34 protein-coding genes are annotated in these 15775 nt (G+C 28.7%); 33 read left to right on the forward strand and 1 reads right to left on the reverse strand.

Annotation, left to right across the window (positions count from 1 at the left end; translation table 11 throughout):
- Positions 1–37 precede the first annotated feature (37 nt).
- The 17 genes from ACIPKN_RS14050 (at position 38) to ACIPKN_RS14130 (ending at position 8152) form a co-directional block, all read left to right on the forward strand.
- A complete protein-coding gene (locus tag ACIPKN_RS14050; protein WP_400937012.1) occupies positions 38–532 on the forward strand; it encodes a hypothetical protein in 495 nt (164 codons plus the stop codon).
- Positions 533–587: 55 nt separating this feature from the next.
- Entirely contained in the window at positions 588–944 is a 357-nt protein-coding gene (locus ACIPKN_RS14055; RefSeq protein WP_400937015.1) for a helix-turn-helix domain-containing protein, read from the forward strand.
- Between the two features lie 44 nt (positions 945–988).
- Positions 989–1417 carry a hypothetical protein gene (locus ACIPKN_RS14060; protein ID WP_400937018.1) on the forward strand — a complete coding sequence of 143 codons (429 nt, stop codon included), beginning with the start codon at positions 989–991 and terminating at the stop codon, positions 1415–1417.
- A gap of 244 nt (positions 1418–1661) precedes the next feature.
- Positions 1662–2288: a hypothetical protein gene (locus ACIPKN_RS14065; protein WP_400937021.1), complete on the forward strand. Its 627-nt coding sequence runs from the start codon at positions 1662–1664 to the stop codon at positions 2286–2288.
- 351 nt (positions 2289–2639) lie between these two features.
- Positions 2640–3131 (forward strand): hypothetical protein, encoded by a 492-nt coding sequence (locus ACIPKN_RS14070; protein WP_400937024.1) that lies wholly within the window; start codon positions 2640–2642, stop codon positions 3129–3131.
- A gap of 37 nt (positions 3132–3168) precedes the next feature.
- Positions 3169–3708, forward strand: a complete 540-nt coding sequence (locus tag ACIPKN_RS14075; RefSeq protein WP_400937027.1) for a hypothetical protein — start codon at positions 3169–3171, stop codon at positions 3706–3708.
- A gap of 93 nt (positions 3709–3801) precedes the next feature.
- Positions 3802–4134, forward strand: coding sequence for a helix-turn-helix domain-containing protein (locus tag ACIPKN_RS14080; RefSeq protein ID WP_400937030.1), 333 nt, complete (start codon positions 3802–3804; stop codon positions 4132–4134).
- Between the two features lie 4 nt (positions 4135–4138).
- Entirely contained in the window at positions 4139–4411 is a 273-nt protein-coding gene (locus tag ACIPKN_RS14085; RefSeq protein ID WP_400937033.1) for a hypothetical protein, read from the forward strand.
- Positions 4412–4490: 79 nt separating this feature from the next.
- Complete coding sequence (locus tag ACIPKN_RS14090) at positions 4491–4802, forward strand: hypothetical protein (protein ID WP_400937035.1); 312 nt, start codon at positions 4491–4493, stop codon at positions 4800–4802.
- 110 nt (positions 4803–4912) lie between these two features.
- Positions 4913–6142: a hypothetical protein gene (locus ACIPKN_RS14095; protein ID WP_400937038.1), complete on the forward strand. Its 1230-nt coding sequence runs from the start codon at positions 4913–4915 to the stop codon at positions 6140–6142.
- A gap of 63 nt (positions 6143–6205) precedes the next feature.
- The gene (locus tag ACIPKN_RS14100) at positions 6206–6535 is read left to right on the forward strand and encodes a hypothetical protein (RefSeq protein ID WP_400937041.1); all 330 of its coding nucleotides are present in this window, start codon (positions 6206–6208) and stop codon (positions 6533–6535) included.
- Positions 6536–6546: 11 nt separating this feature from the next.
- Positions 6547–6741, forward strand: a complete 195-nt coding sequence (locus ACIPKN_RS14105; protein ID WP_400937044.1) for a hypothetical protein — start codon at positions 6547–6549, stop codon at positions 6739–6741.
- A 106-nt stretch (positions 6742–6847) separates the two neighbouring features.
- Entirely contained in the window at positions 6848–7006 is a 159-nt protein-coding gene (locus ACIPKN_RS14110; RefSeq protein WP_400937046.1) for a hypothetical protein, read from the forward strand.
- The gene (locus tag ACIPKN_RS14115) at positions 7007–7249 is read left to right on the forward strand and encodes a YopX family protein (protein WP_400937421.1); all 243 of its coding nucleotides are present in this window, start codon (positions 7007–7009) and stop codon (positions 7247–7249) included.
- Between the two features lie 118 nt (positions 7250–7367).
- Entirely contained in the window at positions 7368–7574 is a 207-nt protein-coding gene (locus ACIPKN_RS14120; RefSeq protein ID WP_400937049.1) for a helix-turn-helix domain-containing protein, read from the forward strand.
- Positions 7575–7693: 119 nt separating this feature from the next.
- On the forward strand, positions 7694–7837 hold the full coding sequence (locus ACIPKN_RS14125; protein WP_400937051.1) for a hypothetical protein: 144 nt from the start codon (positions 7694–7696) through the stop codon (positions 7835–7837).
- 42 nt (positions 7838–7879) lie between these two features.
- Entirely contained in the window at positions 7880–8152 is a 273-nt protein-coding gene (locus ACIPKN_RS14130; protein ID WP_400937054.1) for a hypothetical protein, read from the forward strand.
- Between the two features lie 108 nt (positions 8153–8260).
- Here ACIPKN_RS14130 and ACIPKN_RS14135 read toward each other — a convergent pair whose 3' ends face one another.
- Positions 8261–9046: an abortive infection family protein gene (locus ACIPKN_RS14135; RefSeq protein WP_400937056.1), complete on the reverse strand. Its 786-nt coding sequence runs from the start codon at positions 9044–9046 to the stop codon at positions 8261–8263.
- 168 nt (positions 9047–9214) lie between these two features.
- On the opposite strand from ACIPKN_RS14135, the gene ACIPKN_RS14140 reads away from it, so the two are divergent.
- The 16 genes from ACIPKN_RS14140 (at position 9215) to ACIPKN_RS14215 (ending at position 15766) form a co-directional block, all read left to right on the forward strand.
- Positions 9215–9427: a hypothetical protein gene (locus tag ACIPKN_RS14140; protein WP_400937059.1), complete on the forward strand. Its 213-nt coding sequence runs from the start codon at positions 9215–9217 to the stop codon at positions 9425–9427.
- A 1-nt stretch (position 9428) separates the two neighbouring features.
- Positions 9429–9677 carry a ClpX C4-type zinc finger protein gene (locus tag ACIPKN_RS14145; RefSeq protein ID WP_400937062.1) on the forward strand — a complete coding sequence of 83 codons (249 nt, stop codon included), beginning with the start codon at positions 9429–9431 and terminating at the stop codon, positions 9675–9677.
- Entirely contained in the window at positions 9674–9889 is a 216-nt protein-coding gene (locus ACIPKN_RS14150; protein ID WP_400937065.1) for a hypothetical protein, read from the forward strand. Before ACIPKN_RS14145 ends, ACIPKN_RS14150 begins: the two co-directional genes overlap by 4 nt.
- A gap of 36 nt (positions 9890–9925) precedes the next feature.
- Positions 9926–10165 (forward strand): hypothetical protein, encoded by a 240-nt coding sequence (locus ACIPKN_RS14155; protein ID WP_400937067.1) that lies wholly within the window; start codon positions 9926–9928, stop codon positions 10163–10165.
- A gap of 287 nt (positions 10166–10452) precedes the next feature.
- On the forward strand, positions 10453–10806 hold the full coding sequence (locus ACIPKN_RS14160) for a hypothetical protein (protein WP_400937069.1): 354 nt from the start codon (positions 10453–10455) through the stop codon (positions 10804–10806).
- Positions 10807–10843: 37 nt separating this feature from the next.
- Positions 10844–11113 (forward strand): hypothetical protein, encoded by a 270-nt coding sequence (locus ACIPKN_RS14165; RefSeq protein ID WP_400937071.1) that lies wholly within the window; start codon positions 10844–10846, stop codon positions 11111–11113.
- Between the two features lie 132 nt (positions 11114–11245).
- Positions 11246–11656 carry a YopX family protein gene (locus ACIPKN_RS14170; protein WP_400937074.1) on the forward strand — a complete coding sequence of 137 codons (411 nt, stop codon included), beginning with the start codon at positions 11246–11248 and terminating at the stop codon, positions 11654–11656.
- A gap of 157 nt (positions 11657–11813) precedes the next feature.
- Positions 11814–12017, forward strand: coding sequence for a hypothetical protein (locus ACIPKN_RS14175; RefSeq protein WP_400937076.1), 204 nt, complete (start codon positions 11814–11816; stop codon positions 12015–12017).
- A 315-nt stretch (positions 12018–12332) separates the two neighbouring features.
- Complete coding sequence (locus tag ACIPKN_RS14180; RefSeq protein WP_400937079.1) at positions 12333–12692, forward strand: hypothetical protein; 360 nt, start codon at positions 12333–12335, stop codon at positions 12690–12692.
- A gap of 54 nt (positions 12693–12746) precedes the next feature.
- Positions 12747–13010, forward strand: coding sequence for a hypothetical protein (locus tag ACIPKN_RS14185; protein ID WP_400937082.1), 264 nt, complete (start codon positions 12747–12749; stop codon positions 13008–13010).
- 13 nt (positions 13011–13023) lie between these two features.
- A complete protein-coding gene (locus ACIPKN_RS14190) occupies positions 13024–13236 on the forward strand; it encodes a hypothetical protein (protein ID WP_400937084.1) in 213 nt (70 codons plus the stop codon).
- A 37-nt stretch (positions 13237–13273) separates the two neighbouring features.
- A complete protein-coding gene (locus ACIPKN_RS14195) occupies positions 13274–13999 on the forward strand; it encodes an MBL fold metallo-hydrolase (RefSeq protein ID WP_400937087.1) in 726 nt (241 codons plus the stop codon).
- A gap of 22 nt (positions 14000–14021) precedes the next feature.
- Positions 14022–14591 (forward strand): hypothetical protein, encoded by a 570-nt coding sequence (locus ACIPKN_RS14200; protein WP_400937090.1) that lies wholly within the window; start codon positions 14022–14024, stop codon positions 14589–14591.
- Between the two features lie 58 nt (positions 14592–14649).
- Entirely contained in the window at positions 14650–14940 is a 291-nt protein-coding gene (locus ACIPKN_RS14205; protein ID WP_400937092.1) for a hypothetical protein, read from the forward strand.
- A 153-nt stretch (positions 14941–15093) separates the two neighbouring features.
- A complete protein-coding gene (locus ACIPKN_RS14210; RefSeq protein ID WP_400937095.1) occupies positions 15094–15432 on the forward strand; it encodes a YolD-like family protein in 339 nt (112 codons plus the stop codon).
- Positions 15425–15766 (forward strand): YhjD family protein, encoded by a 342-nt coding sequence (locus tag ACIPKN_RS14215; RefSeq protein ID WP_400937098.1) that lies wholly within the window; start codon positions 15425–15427, stop codon positions 15764–15766. Before ACIPKN_RS14210 ends, ACIPKN_RS14215 begins: the two co-directional genes overlap by 8 nt.
- Positions 15767–15775 lie beyond the last annotated feature (9 nt).

Raw genomic sequence — 15775 nt, forward strand, 5'->3', positions numbered from 1 at the left:
AATAAAAGAAGTCTATTATAAGGAGGAAAATATAACTATGACGTACCAGTACGACGTAGTAATTGATCCTAGAAAAGAATCATATTGTTTCTCATTCAGTAAACATGACTGTTATAAACTTGCCACAGGTAAGTGTACATTCGATTTAACTGATGAAGAATATGAGAAAAAAGAAGCTAAGTGTAGGCGTCCCTATAATTATAAAGCTCGTGTGGGCTATTGTCGTGGACTCTTGGTAAAGATGGGTGATGGCGGTGAAATATCTGCAACTAAACGTACAAAAATTCATGCCCATAGAAATACATGTGGTCATATGACATTTTCAAGTGGACAGCATCGCTCATGTATTGCAAAGAAAAACCGTTTACCAAAGTTACACCTAAATGAACTAGGAATCAATGAAGACTACATATGTAATTCTTGTTATTATGAAAGCATAGAAGAACAAAAGCCAAAAAGGTTTTGGAATATATTTAAAAAAATGAAGAAACTCGATGACTTTGGTATTGATATTACTGATGATAAGCTTTAGTTTTTATTATTAATATGAAGTTATTATTCAAAGCTAAACTGAAGGTGGTGAATACATGGATATATTAGCAGCGAGACTTAAGAAGTTAAGAGAAGAAAATAAAGTATCAAATAAAGATTGGACTCAAGGGTATGTTGCTGACAAATTGAATGTAGCAAGGACTTCCTATACTGCATATGAAAACGGTACAAAGCAACCTACATTAGAAACTTTAATTAATATGGCTGATTTGTTTGATGTAACTATTGATTATTTATTAGGGAGAAATTCACAAAGAAGATTTGAGGATGTAAATTGTTATGTAAAGGAATTTGTAGACATTATAGAGACAATTCCAGAAAATAAATTAGAAGAATCAAAAATAAAAGCATTAGCATATACAAAAGGAATGGCTGATGCTTATAAAGATTAAATTTTAGATGAAATAGAACTATTATGAAAGGAGTGAAGATAATTATGAAATCATACGAGTTTAAAAAGTTAATCATGAGTGGATATCGACCAGTAGTGAAAATGAAAGAAGATGTTTACTTGTACATTGAAGAATCTGTAGACCCATTTATGATGGGAAGAGTTATCGGAGTTGAAGATGCTAATTATAGTGATAGTTATGGGTATATTTTAGATATGAGTGAATTTGTAAAATACAATAAATCAGTGACTATTACAAGGTGGAAAGATGATTTAGGCTTTGGTACTAAGACTTGGTTTGATACAAATCATTACCCTGAAGACCATAAAGAAACTTTATACTTTAAATTAGAAAATGATATTCCTTTTGAAATTGTCGATAATTATGATCTAGTAAAAGAATACTTAGACAGTGAAGAAAGTGCACCTTATATGACATGGTTAGAAAATTTGGTTATAAAGCTAAGAAATTAAATTTTCAACTTTCATTAAAACACATCTATTATAGAGAGTGAGGTGAATTGCATTGCAGTCATGTGAAGAAAAGTCAGAGAGACTACATGGTAAATTAAAAGAAGGATTTAATTCTATTTGTTGGAAGTGTGCTGAAGAGGAAAATTTTCATCATAACATTGTTGAGTCGCTTAAAAGCAAAACGATACAAGACTGTGTGCTCTGTCAATTTAAAATAGAAAATACATAAAAGGAATCAAAATGAATGAGTGAGGAGAAAGCAATCTGGTTACAAGTACCAACTGAAATTGTAAGAAATATAGGATTCAATGTTGATGAGAAGTCTTTTGCTATTTATGCATTTTTGTTATTTAAGAAGTTTAAAGCATTTAATAATTGCAAAATAGACGTTTCACTTAAAGATATAAAAGTTGTAACAGGAATTACTGATAATAGAACTATCAAGAAGTGTTTTGTAAATTTACATGACCAAGGTTTAATTAAGTACGAACTAGACAAAGACAAACTACCGATTAATAAACCATTACAAATTATAATGTTAGAACCTTATAAAAGTGACTATTTCACACAAATTCCTTTAGAATTAATCAAATCAATTGATAGAATAGGCTTAATTGGATTTAGATTAATGTATTATTATGAGTCCTATATTAACAGAAGCAATATTACAAAGCTATTTTGCTATCCAAGTTATGAAACTATTCAAATTGATTTAGGAATAAGTAATTTCTCTGTAACAAAGTACAATAAATTATTGGCAAAAGAAAAACTAATTACTATTACTAAACACAAAGCAGAATACGATCCATTTGGAGATGGAGGATTAGAAAAGTTTAATAACCATTATACTGTTAATTTAGATAAGTTATAGAAGTCTCAAAAAGGAAGAAAAGGAGGAAAATTAAACGATTAGAATTTTACCTGAAAAGGTGAAATTATAAATCGTAAATACTGTATATTATGTATCTTAATATCTTATTCTTTATATACAAAGATTTATGCAACCTTTACTTGCATTTCGCTTGGTCGATACTGGTAATCTAACTTTCGGAAATGTTGCATACGGCTTTACTAATGAATTAACGCTTATTTAATTCATATAGAGCTCCAATTTATTTGATATATAAAGTGTGCTGAATAGTAATAAAATGTCTAAAATCAATTGGAAATAATATTAAAAGTTAAATAAAAGATAGATATTATCGAAAATGGAGAGGTTAATATGAAAGAGGTTTATGTAATTACTTGTGGTTGTTATTCGGATTATGGAATTGAATGTATTTTTACAGATATTGATAAAGCAAATAAGTATGTTGAATTAAAAAACAATTCTGGTGGAGATGAATATAGAGTTGAGGTATATCCATTAGATGAAATTGTATTCGATTCTTCAAAAATCATTGAAGTAAAAGCCATGAAAGAATTAAATAACGATGAATATGAATTTAACTATAAAATTATTGATGTTGTCGATGAGGATTTCGATGTCAATCGGACTTGGGTTGATGTTGAGGATTATAGTCATAAAAAAAGTTCTAAAATTACATTACGTAGAAAATTTAAAGGAGATGAAATCAATGTTGTAAATAAATATAAAAAAGTTATTGAGGATTACTTCTTTAAAGTTGAAGCAAATTGGGATCTATATAAGACATATGAAGGTAGAAAGTTAATTGAGGCTGAGACAAAAAATAACGTTGATAGTATTAAATAATAACTGAATATTATTAAGTAAGGAGGGATGAAACTTCATGACTCATGAGGTAGTTTATAAAGGTGATATTGTAATTTTCAATAATAAAGATAAGGTTTCGACATCCGATAATAGGGCAATTTTAGAGAACGGAGTTCCTTATTTTGTAGTAGAGTTAGGAGCAAGTAAAGGTGCTTTTTATATTCAAGTTTATGGGAAAGAAATTCTTCTATTTGATACAGATATGAAATATATAGAGCATGTACAAATTGCAAATAGATACAATTTTGGAGTTAACAATTATGTTAAATTATTAAATATTAGTAGAATAGATAATGCAGAAAAGAATAACTTCAATAGTTCTGAAATTTATAAAATTACAAAATTAATTATGGACAATGGATTTTTAATTACGAATGGTGAATCAGAGTTATGGATTAAGGATAATGAATTACCATACGTTGAATTAATTAAAAACAATATAGCTATTGAGCCAAATAAAGAAAGTGCTATTACAGATATTCAAGCATTGATTGATAAAGCATTAGATGAAAGAGATTTTAAAATGTTGGAGAGACTGCATAAAAATATTAAATAAAAGTGATTTATTATAAAAATATACTGTAGGAAAATAATGTTTATTTAAAAAATGGTATAATGACATGAAAACAATAAATAAGGTGGTAATGTCATGGAAAAAAGAAATCAATTTTCAAAAGTATTAGGAAATGAACTAAAAACTCTAAGAGACGAGTCTAACTTGACGCTTGCTGAAGTTGCTAAAATAATAAATGTATCTCATTCACTAGTTAGTTATTATGAGAAAGGTATGCGTATTCCATCAGTAGATGTTCTTAAAGGGTATGGTAATAAATTTGATATTGACTTTAATTTGCTATTTGAGTTGAGAGTACAGTGCATTAAAGAAAGTTATGACGTATTAACAGATGATGCAAATGTTAATTTAAAAAATGAATATGAGTTGATCATGTATTATGAAGAGAAATTAAACAAAAAGGAATGATTAAATGGAAATTAATGCAGAATATTTACGTGAGTTATCAGGTGTAAAAGCACCAATATTAGAAGTAGTTGATAATGTTCTAAGCGAATGCGAAATAGTTGCGAAAGAAGGGCGTTACAGAAAATTATTTAAACACTTTGATTGTATACTGGATACTGACGGTATGAATGAAGTAATGATTGTCTTAAAAAAGAAAGGTTTACAAGTGAATAAATTTGAAATGGATTCAGTAAGTTTAAAGTATTCATTTGAAGTATCTTGGGGTAATAAATTATAAAATACATAATAAAGTAAATTTAACTATACAATATTATAAAATGTTCATATTATATAATGAAGAGGAGTGGACGGTTACAGTGAATGCAAATGAAGCGAAGTCATTAACTGATAAAAATTTTGAAAATGAAAGAAATAAATTGTTAAAAGATATACTTAATTCAATTAAAAATCATTGTAAATCAGGACTATATAGCTGTGACTACAGATTTAAAGATAAAATATCATATATGGATTATAATTACATAATGACTCAATTAGAATCTTTAGGGTATATTGCTGAAAGGATTGAAAAGCCTATAAGGAGAGGTAGTAAAACCAGACCCATTACTTTCAGTATAGAAAAATTTGAGAATATGAGAACTGAAATACGTATTTTCTGGGGAAATTAAGTATCGAATATTGGATAAAAGATTCGTATTATAGAATAGAAGGAGAATATTGTAAAAACAAATACTTTTTAGTACGATATAACAAACAATAAAAAGGATGGTTGTTATCTTTGTCTTATCTAGAAAAAAGATTATTTGGTAAAGAATTATACCCTTACTTATTTTCTAAAAAAGAAATTATTAAAACTTCTATTCAAGATGAGAGTGAAGATTATATCTTGAATATTGGGCAAGAACAGTATATTGATTATTTATTCGAAAAAAATAAAATTGATATTATTGAAATTTTTGATGAAAACATAATTGGTGATGAAATAGAAGAATCTTTACCAGTAGAATTATCTTATCAAATGTTCAATTCAAATTCTAATAGTAAAGTGCCTATTATTTACTACAAGATACCATTTGCAGGCGAGGAAGAAACTGTTAACTACATTTCTTCATCCGTACGATATCATTCAGTAATTAATGCGTATGTAAGTAATAATGAAATAGTAAAGAGGATCACAGTCACTAAGAATAATTATTCCGAAGCAGAAAGAAAGTTTAAAGATTTTAAAGTCAACTTAGATAATCATGTTAGAAGTTTAAATTTTGATTTAAAAGAATTTAATTCAAATCTGAAGGAATATATTACAGACATTTTTATGTCAAGGAAAAATGAATTCTTAAAAAGAAGGGAGATAAAAGCAGGATTAAATATACCTGTAAGAAAGAAAGACGATATTTCTAAAACATTTTCCATTCCTAGTGTAAAGGTGAAGAAGAAGATTACTGTTAAACCGATTGAAACAACAGAGAACTTTATTCCAGACCCAACATTAGATGATAAAACCTACAACGATATCTTGAAAATAATAAATGATATGGGTAAACAATTCGAAAGAATTCCATCAGTATTTAGAGATAAAGGCGAAGAAGTATTAAGGGATCATTTCTTAATGATGTTAGAACCAAACTTTGAAGGCAGTGCTACTGGAGAAACATTTAATAAAAGTGGTAAGACTGATATCCTATTAAGATATAATGGAGGAAATGTTTTCGTAGGTGAGTGCAAATTTTGGACAGGGGGAAATGGCTTTTTAAAAACAATAGACCAACTGTTGGGATATTTAACTTGGAGAGATTCTAAAACTTCTGTGATAATGTTTGTCGATAATAAGGACTTTACAAATGTTATTAAAACGGCAAAAGAATCAATCCAGACTCATAAAAACTTTATTAAGTTTGTTGATGAAAAGGATGAGAGTTGGTTTAATTATATCTTCCATTTAAACGGTGACAGTAATAAAGAAATTAAAGTAGCAGTAATGCTGTACCATATACCAAAAGATGAGTAGCTTATGTAGTTACTCATCTAAATAAAAGGATAGTTTTATAAAAAGTTAAGGGAGGGGTATAAGGTGAAGAAATACGAATATCATGAAGACAATCAAACGTATATTTCTATAAGTATTGATAATGATTATATGGTTCACTTGTACAATACAGTAGGATATGAATCCGCAAGTGTAACAATGACACTAGATGAAATGAAGGACATGGTTAAATCATTACAAAACATGATTAATATTTCAGAAAAAGAAATTACGGATAAAGAGTGGAGTGAATGGGATTTAAAGAATTTCTTATCTCAAACTCACTATTTTAGAGAGGAAGAAGAGTTTGAACTAACTTGTATCGAGAAAGGATTTGAAAAAACTGAGTTTGGAACTTATAAAAAAGTTTACTAGGAGGTACTAAAATGAACACAAGAGAGTTAAACAGAATTGTCAGTGGTATAGGTTCGAATCCGTTAACTACAATTGCAGCTATGATGTTAAGTGCAAATAGAAATTATAATGAAAAGTACACAAAAGAAGAACTACTAGAAATGAAACAAAAACGAGATGCAATTCGAACAGAAGAAATACGTTGCTCACATGTAATGGTAAATTAATTAGAGGCAAGAAAGATAAGAGAAATAATTATAAAAGATCATGGGAATGTAAAGAGTGTAAGGAAACACATTTAGTATAGTAGTAAATTAAAGGAGGAAATACATAATGAGAGAAATTAAAATTCGTGGATATGCAGTCGAGGAAATGGTTAACAGTCAATGGATATATGGTACAGGAGTTCATACAACAAAATTTACGAAAGAATTTGCAGAAGAAGTGGGTAAGTCTGGTGAGACACTTGTTTTTACTGAAAGTGGAGGTTGAATCGAGGTTTATCCAGAAAGCGTAGGACAGTATTCTGGATTAAATGATAATAACGACAATGAGATTTATGAGAATGATGCTGTATCGGTTTATAGTGACCGTGTTAATGGCGTTGTGAAATTCCAAAATGCCATGTTCGATGTAATTGAAGAAGGTGGTAATATTTCTTACTTAGCTGAACATAAAGACAATATTAAAGTTATCGGAAACATTTACGAAACCCATGAATTACTAAAGAAATGAACATTATAGGACTAATAGTAAAAAATAACAATAGAATAATATGATTCTATTATCAAATCATAAAGTGTTGTTTAAAGTACTTTTAAGTGTTAAAGTAATACTGAAAGGAGTGGTTAAAATGAAATTAAACCTTAGAGTATTACTAGCAGAAAGAAAACTGAAAATGACAGATGTGATTAGAGATACTGGATTATCTAAAACTGCAATAAGAGGTATTTTTCATGAAACATCTAAAGGAATACAATATGATACTTTGGAGACATTATGTGAATATCTAAATTGTGGAGTTGAGGAATTATTAATTTTAGAAAGGAAGGATGAATAATAGATAGTCTATATTACCAAAAGAAGCGCAAAGATGAAAATAAGCATCAACCAAAAGAAAAGTGGATAAGCAAGAATGATATATCTCTAGCACTTGTAATAATATTTGGGTTCATTTTCATGATCGGTTTATTAACTATAACAACTATTGCAAGTAAAGAATCAGAAATAGATTGTAAGTCAATTGGTGGAGAATATAAAGTTATCGATAGAACATTTGCTGGTAAATCAGTAGTTGATGTTTATGGGTGTGTTAAGAATTAAAAATAATGGTCACGTTTTATGAAAAGGTAGGAGGTTGTTTATATGGATAAATTTATAAATGAAAAGATTATTGAAATAGATTTTGAATTATCTAAGTTAGATGAGGAAATGAATAAAAATATTCATGAGTTGTACGAAGCTTTACCTGTTATTTATGATATAGATTGTAATATTAATCGTATTAAAAAAGTTATGGAATCATTTGAAATCGGTACTTTAGGATATAAAGAAAATTTAAAGCTTATAATTAAATTAGAGAAAGAAAAATTACAGCATATGAGTGACTATGCAAATAAATTAAAATATATAAATTAAGCTTAATAAAATATTTGGAATATTTGTTTTATAAAATACATATCAAAATAACTTTAAAAGCAACCAATCGACGTAATTATACAACAATCATTGGTTGCTTTTAAATATTTAAAATGACTTTTGAACAGTACTGTTTTCTTCGATTTCATCAATAAATTTTAGTAAGGATATAACATGATTACAAATTAATTTGCTTTCGCTTTTATTTAGAATTACATTATCATGTGCGTAACTTTTGTCGTTTCTAACGTTATTAAAGTTATTCAATATATTCGTATTTGTTTTTAGGATCTGTATTGTCATATCTGACTGTATACTTTTAGATTTTTCTAATGCTTTCCAATACGATGCTATCAAAGTATGCAAAGCATCATCTTTTTCAAATTGCAAATCATGCTTTATGCAAAGCTCTCTAAAGAACTTCACACTATATGTATGTAATCTATCTAAAGCTAATTCTGGATTGTTTTCTAACAACTTTTCTTTAATTTCGGAAGATAATAAATCAACTCCTTGAGTATTATTAATTGCTGAAATATTATCAATATCTTCTATTGCATTATTATCATTTAGTGTAGTTAAGATCTTTTTACATCTTTCGAATGACTCATCATTATTGAATTCATAATCATAAGCAACCATCTTTTTATACCAGATTGAGAGTAATTCCGACAATAATTTTTGTACAACAAAATTACTTTCTGTTTCTATAAACAAACGTAATCTACTTGCATCTGACATTCTAATACCAGAATAGTAGCCGTCATAAATATCAATACCAGTGGATTCAAGAACAAAAATCCCAAATGGTAAATTGTTGAAATCTAACACACGTCCACTTCTGACCAAAAGTTTTTCGAACAAAAGTCTATCTTCACTACTTAAAGAACTCACATAATCACCCTTCAACATATACAAATCTTTTATCTATTTTATTATACAGATAAATTGTTAGATTGTAATAAAATCCAAAAAGTAATTAAATTATAAAATACATAAAATTGGTTGTATATATTATAATTGTGTGGTAATATTTAGTTAAATAATAAAGGAGTGATTGAAATGAACGAACAAGAAAGAATTGATTACCTACAAGGATTGGCAGATAATGGATTAATAAGTGAGTTTAATAATGACGATATTAATTTCCTTCTTAGTATTGCGGGACAATTAAAACAGGTGGCAACTGAATTCGATCCAATAATTAGTGAAAGGCAAATGAACGCTTATGCTGAAGCTTTTAAAGTTGAGATGATGGAGGGGAGTAATCATTAACATGGAAAAATATAATAATGAACTTATGAAAATGTTTAAGAAGGCTGAAAAATACGATGAGCTATCATTTTTAAGTGAGGAGAAAGTTTTACATTGTTCATTTTGTGGAAAGCGACAAGAAGACGTAAGGAAATTGATAGCAAGTCCATTAGCAATTATTTGCGATGAATGTGTTGCTGAATGTAATAAAATACTTAAAGATGAATTTGAAGATAAAGAAGAGGACACTGAAGAGAAGGTTACTAAATGAGTATATTCTTAATAATACTCATCTACATCTTTACTGTTCTATGGGCTAGATACGAAGTAAGAAGAAATTTAATTAAAGAAGGGTTAAAGGCGGAATTAAATGATGTGCTTTTTGTAATGATGCCTTTTGTGAACATAGGGGTTGCTATTGGAGCAATGGTAAATAATAATGAACTACCAATATTTTCGAAAAAGTTTTTTAATATTAAATGAAACCAATATATATTATTAAATGTAGGAGTGAATTAAATGAGTAAAAATGCAATCATTGATACAGGTAGAAGCCTAAGAGAATCATTGGACATGTTATCCAGAACTTTAATAGAAGTACATAAAAATGACGATACCAATCCGATTAATTTAGGTATCACGATGGAAGAATATATTGAAATGACTGAAGCTATGAATTCTAAATCTAAATCTAAAAAGAAAAGTAATGGATTCCTAGAAGGTAAGAAAATGAATAAGATATTAGGCAAACGAAAATGATGAACTTAAATATAAAGGAATTGATATTGTGAGCGTTTATTTATGTCATATTGATAACCTTCATAAGGATTCAGTTGGGTTCAAAGGAATACTGTATAGGATTAAATTTAACAACACAGAAGAAGTTATAGAAGAAATGAAACAGCGTAATTATAATGGAGAATTCGTTGAAGATGACAATGGTAATAAACTAGATCTTAATTTAAGAGAAGTTTGTTCCAAATGATTTAAGTAATATCACGCTTTTATAAAAGAAAATACATAAATTATAATACGGAGTGGTTCAGTTGAAACTTGATGTTATAAATATCTACAAAAATCAATTATCTAAGAAGAAGTATTTGAAATTAATTACCGAAATTACAGGTGTGAAAAAATTTAAAGGTACAAATTCATTTCAATCATTCATCGGAGAAGACTATATAATAACTGTTACAGATAGATTTAACATTAGTATAAGCTCACTAAATGATGAGTGTGCAATTGCTAATAAGGTTGTAGATGGATTAGTGAGTAAATTAAACGCAGAAAAGATATGTCATTCTTTCAATGGTCATGATACTTGGTATGACTTAGATAAATATAAACCGAAATTAATCAATCGCATTAGATATAAATTAATAGAGATATTAAAGGATTAGATAATACTAAACTTTTATGAAAGGTGGTAAGGTATGCATGAATCACATAGAAGTTAAGGAATTTACATCGCAGGAAGATCATGATGAATACATAAATAGGCTTAATGAACAAATAAAGATAATCATGCATAGCGTCTATCAACATTGCATGAATGAATTACCTTATTATCAACAGAAGAAGATATTTCATGATTGGTGGCATGGGAAGTCTGTATATACAGATGAATATCGAAAAGGTATTGATGAAAAATTATTATATGAAGTTGATAGTTGCATTTTAGAAGCTTGTAGTAGAGGGTTTGGATGATGAAGAAATTAGAACGTGTTCAACAGGTAATTGTGTAATTGCGGGTACATAAAGAGGATACGAGTATTATCGTGTTGAAAACTCCATCTTTAATTTGTACAATTAACTTATCAAAAGTTAGGAGAGAATGCTATGCGTGAAATAAAATTTAGGGCTCAGGATAAAGTAAATAAAAAATGGATTTATGGAAATTTAGAAATACCGTTATTAACTCAAAGTAAAAGCAAACACTATATTCTTGGGTACTCCTATGGTCAATATCAAAAGCATGAAGTAGAATCCAAAACTGTTGGACAATACATCGGGCTATCTGATATTAATGGAATGAAAATCTATGAAGGTGATATCGTAAGACTATTTGTTCCGACTGACCCTGAAATGCCAGAGTATATTTCAAAAGTATTCGATTATCACGGAGCTTACACTGTTAAATGTGAAGGTATGGATATTTATAATGATCACTTTGTAATGGGGTGGATTGAAGAATATGAGTTTGAAATTATCGGCAATGTCCATCGGAATCCAGAGTTGGTGAAATCTTAATGGTTGACTTTTTAAACCTCTATAATTCAACACCAAATTCATCTTTATGATGTTGAATTATATGAATCGCAAACGAACATGATTTATTTACTTAAACAAGATTTAGATCCTCTACAATATATATTTATTATATAAAATACATAAACAGGGTGATTGTATGTTATTTTTTAAGTTATTATTTTTGGCAGATGGCACTAGTGAATATGGTCAAGCAATTAGATGGACTTACCTACTTGGTCATTTTGGTAAAGATCCTAAAGCTTCTAAGAAAATGGACAAAATCGATAAAATAAATTTCAAAAAGTGGAATAAAATTAATAAAAAAGACTTTGATGAATATTTAAAAGTAACAAGAGTTTAAATAATATTGGATTTTTATAAAAAAAGAAAACGAGACAGAGAAATAAATCCCTACCTCGTTCCTTTAGGACATCTAACGACATTACATTAGAGAAGCTCTTGCTTCTTTATAATTATATGGAACTTTCTTAGGTTTTATACATTACATTTAGTCATTTCTTGAAATAATAGTGAAAGCAGATACTTAATGATACAGTCATGTTATAGAAAGGATGAGTGTATGGAGAGATGGTATGTGAAAGCTAAACATATTAAAAATAAGCCAAAATTTAATGAAAGATACTACAAAAACACAAGAAGTAATAGGAACTTTAGAATGGGTTGCTATACTGTTTATCAATACTTCGGACATATTTCATACGGTATTTATCTGGATTTAGAATGTAGTAGAGAGGATATTTATTTTGAATATCAAGGAGATAAATTGATTGTAGGGGACAACCTAGTCGCAAATGGAATTAAATATAAAGTGAAGAGTATTGAGTATAACATTGATGATAATTATGGTGTATATATCATGGAAGACATAATTAACGATAACATTCCATCTAAAGACTTGTTAGAAGTTGAAATAGAAAAGTTGTACGAGTACATACCTAAGTTCAGAAGAATGATTGAAAGTAAACTTGCTAAACGAGCATTTTCTGAGGTGATCAAAGATTGGTTCAGATATTAAAAGGTAATTACATAAAAACAAAGCATTATTCAATAGTAATAAGGAGGAAGATGTATGATTGATTTAGATAAAGCAGAAGTATTGTTAGTAGATAGTGAAACAAATGAGGTATTACTAACAGCAAAACCACTTCGAACTATTAGTATTAAGCAACTACCAAAGAAAAAGTTTAAGGTTGAAATTAAAACTGAAGATGGTCAAGTCTTCACAAGATATACTGATTACTTTGATATTAGCGATGACGGTAAAACAATTCATATGGAAGGTATGAAAGCTGAAGGATGCGAAATCAATTTTGATAAAACGAGCCTATTATAAAGGAGTTGATTAGATGATTAATCATTTTATCGGAACGAAAAGGCAAATGAAAGTAAAAGATATGATTGATAATACTATGAGAATAATTATGCTACCAATCACATTTCCAATATTTATTCTAAGATGGTTGGCTTATAATGTTGAGCAGATAATGTTTGGATTAGATAAATATATTTATGAACCATTCATATTGAAAATTTCAACATGGATAGCTAGGAAGTTTTAATTACATAAGAAAATACAAAAAATAGGGAGAGATACTAATGTTAAAATTCATCGGTTCAGGAAGTGCATTCAATACAAAGTTAGGAAACAATTCAGCATATTATAAATCAGGGAATCAGATGTTGCTTATTGATTGTGGAAGTAACGTATTTCAACGCATTAAAGAAAACAACTTACTTGAAGGAATTGAACACATCCACGTATTAATTACTCATACTCATGCTGATCATATTGGTTCACTAGCTGATTTAATACTTTATACATACTATTCACATGGAGAATTTGCTAAAAGTAAAGTAACTGTACATTCACCTTTTGATACAGGAGTATCTGAAATATTAAAATTAAATGGATGTATAAAAGGATATCATCATGATGAAAATTTAGTAGGGGGCTCTTCTGATATTATTATTATCAATGAATCATTAACTATCAGTTTTGATAGAAATTCCCATGTAGAAGAGTTAAATACATATAACGTATTTATACTTAGTAATAAAAATCCTATTTGGTATTCAAGCGATTGTAATAAAATCAGTAACAATGTATTAAGGGTAATTAATTATGGTGGCTATAAACAGGTATATATTGATACTTGTAAAGCTGATTATGAAGGTAATGTACACCTTTCATTACGTAAGTTAAGCGAACTGATTAAACCAGAGTTCCGTGATAAAGTATGGTGTATGCATTTGGACGAAGGATTTAATCGAGAAGAGGCTGAAGAATTAGGCTTTAATGTAGTTATTAATGAGTTTAATTAGAGTGGAAATGGAGGTAACACATATGAACAATATTATTGAATTTTTTAAAAATCTTCAACACGAAATGAAGATACAAGATACTGACCACCAAGCCTCACCTAGATTCTGGACAGTAGGGCACTATAAATGGGAGCGTGTCGCAGATGGATGTGGAGACAGATGGAGTGTCTTTGATGCTAATAATGCTGAAGTGTACGATGCTGAACTATTTCGTAAAGATTTCCTATCCAAGTTAGAGGTAATGAAATCTGATGGTTTGAGTGAAGAGGAAATACTTGAAGAATGGGGTTTATCTGATGAGTCATATGCATTGGATGATTTAAAATACTCCATTGATGACGATTATGAATTTTGTGAATGGTATAAGAATTACATCGATGAAGATATTGATATATTCGAGGAAGCAAAAGTTCACCATTGCAACAATGATGCATTCTTTTTAACGAAGTCAGAATGTCAAAAACATATAGATGCTAATCATTATCATTATTTAGAACCACATACATATGCACGTACATTATTCCGTTGTCCAACTATGGAAAAGTTAATGGGAATTATTGAAGAAACAGACTGGAACAAAGTAAAGCTGTAGATTACATAAAATGAGAATATTATAAAATACATAATATTAAGAAGGAGAAGAGTGATTTATGATTTTACTACTATTAGCATTATTTATTGTCTTTTATGTTGCACCTGCACTGATATCATATTTAGGTATTCGGTGGCAATATCAAAATGAATGGAAAGGTCTAGAACCAGAATTAGACTCATTCATAATGGTATTTACTCCTGTATTAAATTGGGCATATTCTATCTTTATTATGATGGATTTATTATTCAAGAGCCTTGATGAAACTGCTGACAACATGGACAAATCTAAATTGAATAATGCTATTAAAGATAAGAAAATTGGATCTAAATTCTTTGGTGTTAAATAATAGTTATCTTTTATTTAGTAAAATACATATTTAATGGAGAGTTGTTTGCAGACTCTCTTTTTTTGTTTATTATTTTCCCATTGCATAAATAGGAACGAATATTCTATAATATATACAAACAAACGTTCCATTTTGAGTTAGGAGTGCTAAAACATGATAAAAGACAGAGGAAATCAAAAGTGGACAGCGATGATGTTACCTGAGCATTTAGTTGAAATCAAAAAGTGGAAACAAGAGCAGTTTTATGATAAAAAGCGAGAATTAACAGAGTGGGAAATAGAGGAGATTGAACAAACAATACAGCGAGCCGCAGCCATGCAAAAATTAGTTCAGTTAACTCTATGGAGCAACAATAATTTGCATAACAAAACTGGATTAGTTACAGGTATTGATCCATACAATAAAGAGCTGTTGCTTGATACAGATATCTCAGTAAAACGTATTTCATTTTATGAAATCCAAGATGCAAAGTTGGTGGATTCTGATGATTAGACCAGAGGATCGAAACGATGTGTATGAGTATATAAAATTAGACATGGCTATTCGCTCATTACATCATGATTATCCTTCGCTTGAAAAGTTAAAAATGTCAAAAGTTTATTTAAATATTATAGATGGCTTATTAAAAAACTTAAGAAATGATTTTTACAACAAGAAGCGTATGCTTGCCAAGAAAAATATTGAGATAGTAAAGTGGGTAAATGTAAGTGAGTATTTTAGTGATGTTATAATAAAAACAGGCGGGGAAGATGAAGTATTAAACTATGCAAAGCAAGCACTTAAATCTCATACTGAAGATCTGATACAACGATATTTAAATAAATAGCACCAAACT

Source organism: Lysinibacillus sp. NPDC086135 (assembly GCF_044746345.1).
Lineage (GTDB): Bacteria > Bacillota > Bacilli > Bacillales_A > Planococcaceae > Lysinibacillus.

Coding starts and splice junctions, on each gene's coding strand:
- ACIPKN_RS14050 (WP_400937012.1), top strand. CDS start 38: ATGACGTACCAGTACGACGTAGTAATTGATCCTAGAAAAGAATCATAT.
- ACIPKN_RS14055 (WP_400937015.1), top strand. CDS start 588: ATGGATATATTAGCAGCGAGACTTAAGAAGTTAAGAGAAGAAAATAAA.
- ACIPKN_RS14060 (WP_400937018.1), top strand. CDS start 989: ATGAAATCATACGAGTTTAAAAAGTTAATCATGAGTGGATATCGACCA.
- ACIPKN_RS14065 (WP_400937021.1), top strand. CDS start 1,662: ATGAGTGAGGAGAAAGCAATCTGGTTACAAGTACCAACTGAAATTGTA.
- ACIPKN_RS14070 (WP_400937024.1), top strand. CDS start 2,640: ATGAAAGAGGTTTATGTAATTACTTGTGGTTGTTATTCGGATTATGGA.
- ACIPKN_RS14075 (WP_400937027.1), top strand. CDS start 3,169: ATGACTCATGAGGTAGTTTATAAAGGTGATATTGTAATTTTCAATAAT.
- ACIPKN_RS14080 (WP_400937030.1), top strand. CDS start 3,802: ATGGAAAAAAGAAATCAATTTTCAAAAGTATTAGGAAATGAACTAAAA.
- ACIPKN_RS14085 (WP_400937033.1), top strand. CDS start 4,139: ATGGAAATTAATGCAGAATATTTACGTGAGTTATCAGGTGTAAAAGCA.
- ACIPKN_RS14105 (WP_400937044.1), top strand. CDS start 6,547: ATGAACACAAGAGAGTTAAACAGAATTGTCAGTGGTATAGGTTCGAAT.
- ACIPKN_RS14110 (WP_400937046.1), top strand. CDS start 6,848: ATGAGAGAAATTAAAATTCGTGGATATGCAGTCGAGGAAATGGTTAAC.
- ACIPKN_RS14120 (WP_400937049.1), top strand. CDS start 7,368: ATGAAATTAAACCTTAGAGTATTACTAGCAGAAAGAAAACTGAAAATG.
- ACIPKN_RS14125 (WP_400937051.1), top strand. CDS start 7,694: ATGATCGGTTTATTAACTATAACAACTATTGCAAGTAAAGAATCAGAA.
- ACIPKN_RS14130 (WP_400937054.1), top strand. CDS start 7,880: ATGGATAAATTTATAAATGAAAAGATTATTGAAATAGATTTTGAATTA.
- ACIPKN_RS14140 (WP_400937059.1), top strand. CDS start 9,215: ATGAACGAACAAGAAAGAATTGATTACCTACAAGGATTGGCAGATAAT.
- ACIPKN_RS14145 (WP_400937062.1), top strand. CDS start 9,429: ATGGAAAAATATAATAATGAACTTATGAAAATGTTTAAGAAGGCTGAA.
- ACIPKN_RS14150 (WP_400937065.1), top strand. CDS start 9,674: ATGAGTATATTCTTAATAATACTCATCTACATCTTTACTGTTCTATGG.
- ACIPKN_RS14155 (WP_400937067.1), top strand. CDS start 9,926: ATGAGTAAAAATGCAATCATTGATACAGGTAGAAGCCTAAGAGAATCA.
- ACIPKN_RS14165 (WP_400937071.1), top strand. CDS start 10,844: ATGAATCACATAGAAGTTAAGGAATTTACATCGCAGGAAGATCATGAT.
- ACIPKN_RS14170 (WP_400937074.1), top strand. CDS start 11,246: ATGCGTGAAATAAAATTTAGGGCTCAGGATAAAGTAAATAAAAAATGG.
- ACIPKN_RS14175 (WP_400937076.1), top strand. CDS start 11,814: ATGTTATTTTTTAAGTTATTATTTTTGGCAGATGGCACTAGTGAATAT.
- ACIPKN_RS14180 (WP_400937079.1), top strand. CDS start 12,333: ATGGGTTGCTATACTGTTTATCAATACTTCGGACATATTTCATACGGT.
- ACIPKN_RS14185 (WP_400937082.1), top strand. CDS start 12,747: ATGATTGATTTAGATAAAGCAGAAGTATTGTTAGTAGATAGTGAAACA.
- ACIPKN_RS14190 (WP_400937084.1), top strand. CDS start 13,024: ATGATTAATCATTTTATCGGAACGAAAAGGCAAATGAAAGTAAAAGAT.
- ACIPKN_RS14195 (WP_400937087.1), top strand. CDS start 13,274: ATGTTAAAATTCATCGGTTCAGGAAGTGCATTCAATACAAAGTTAGGA.
- ACIPKN_RS14200 (WP_400937090.1), top strand. CDS start 14,022: ATGAACAATATTATTGAATTTTTTAAAAATCTTCAACACGAAATGAAG.
- ACIPKN_RS14205 (WP_400937092.1), top strand. CDS start 14,650: ATGATTTTACTACTATTAGCATTATTTATTGTCTTTTATGTTGCACCT.
- ACIPKN_RS14210 (WP_400937095.1), top strand. CDS start 15,094: ATGATAAAAGACAGAGGAAATCAAAAGTGGACAGCGATGATGTTACCT.
- ACIPKN_RS14215 (WP_400937098.1), top strand. CDS start 15,425: ATGATTAGACCAGAGGATCGAAACGATGTGTATGAGTATATAAAATTA.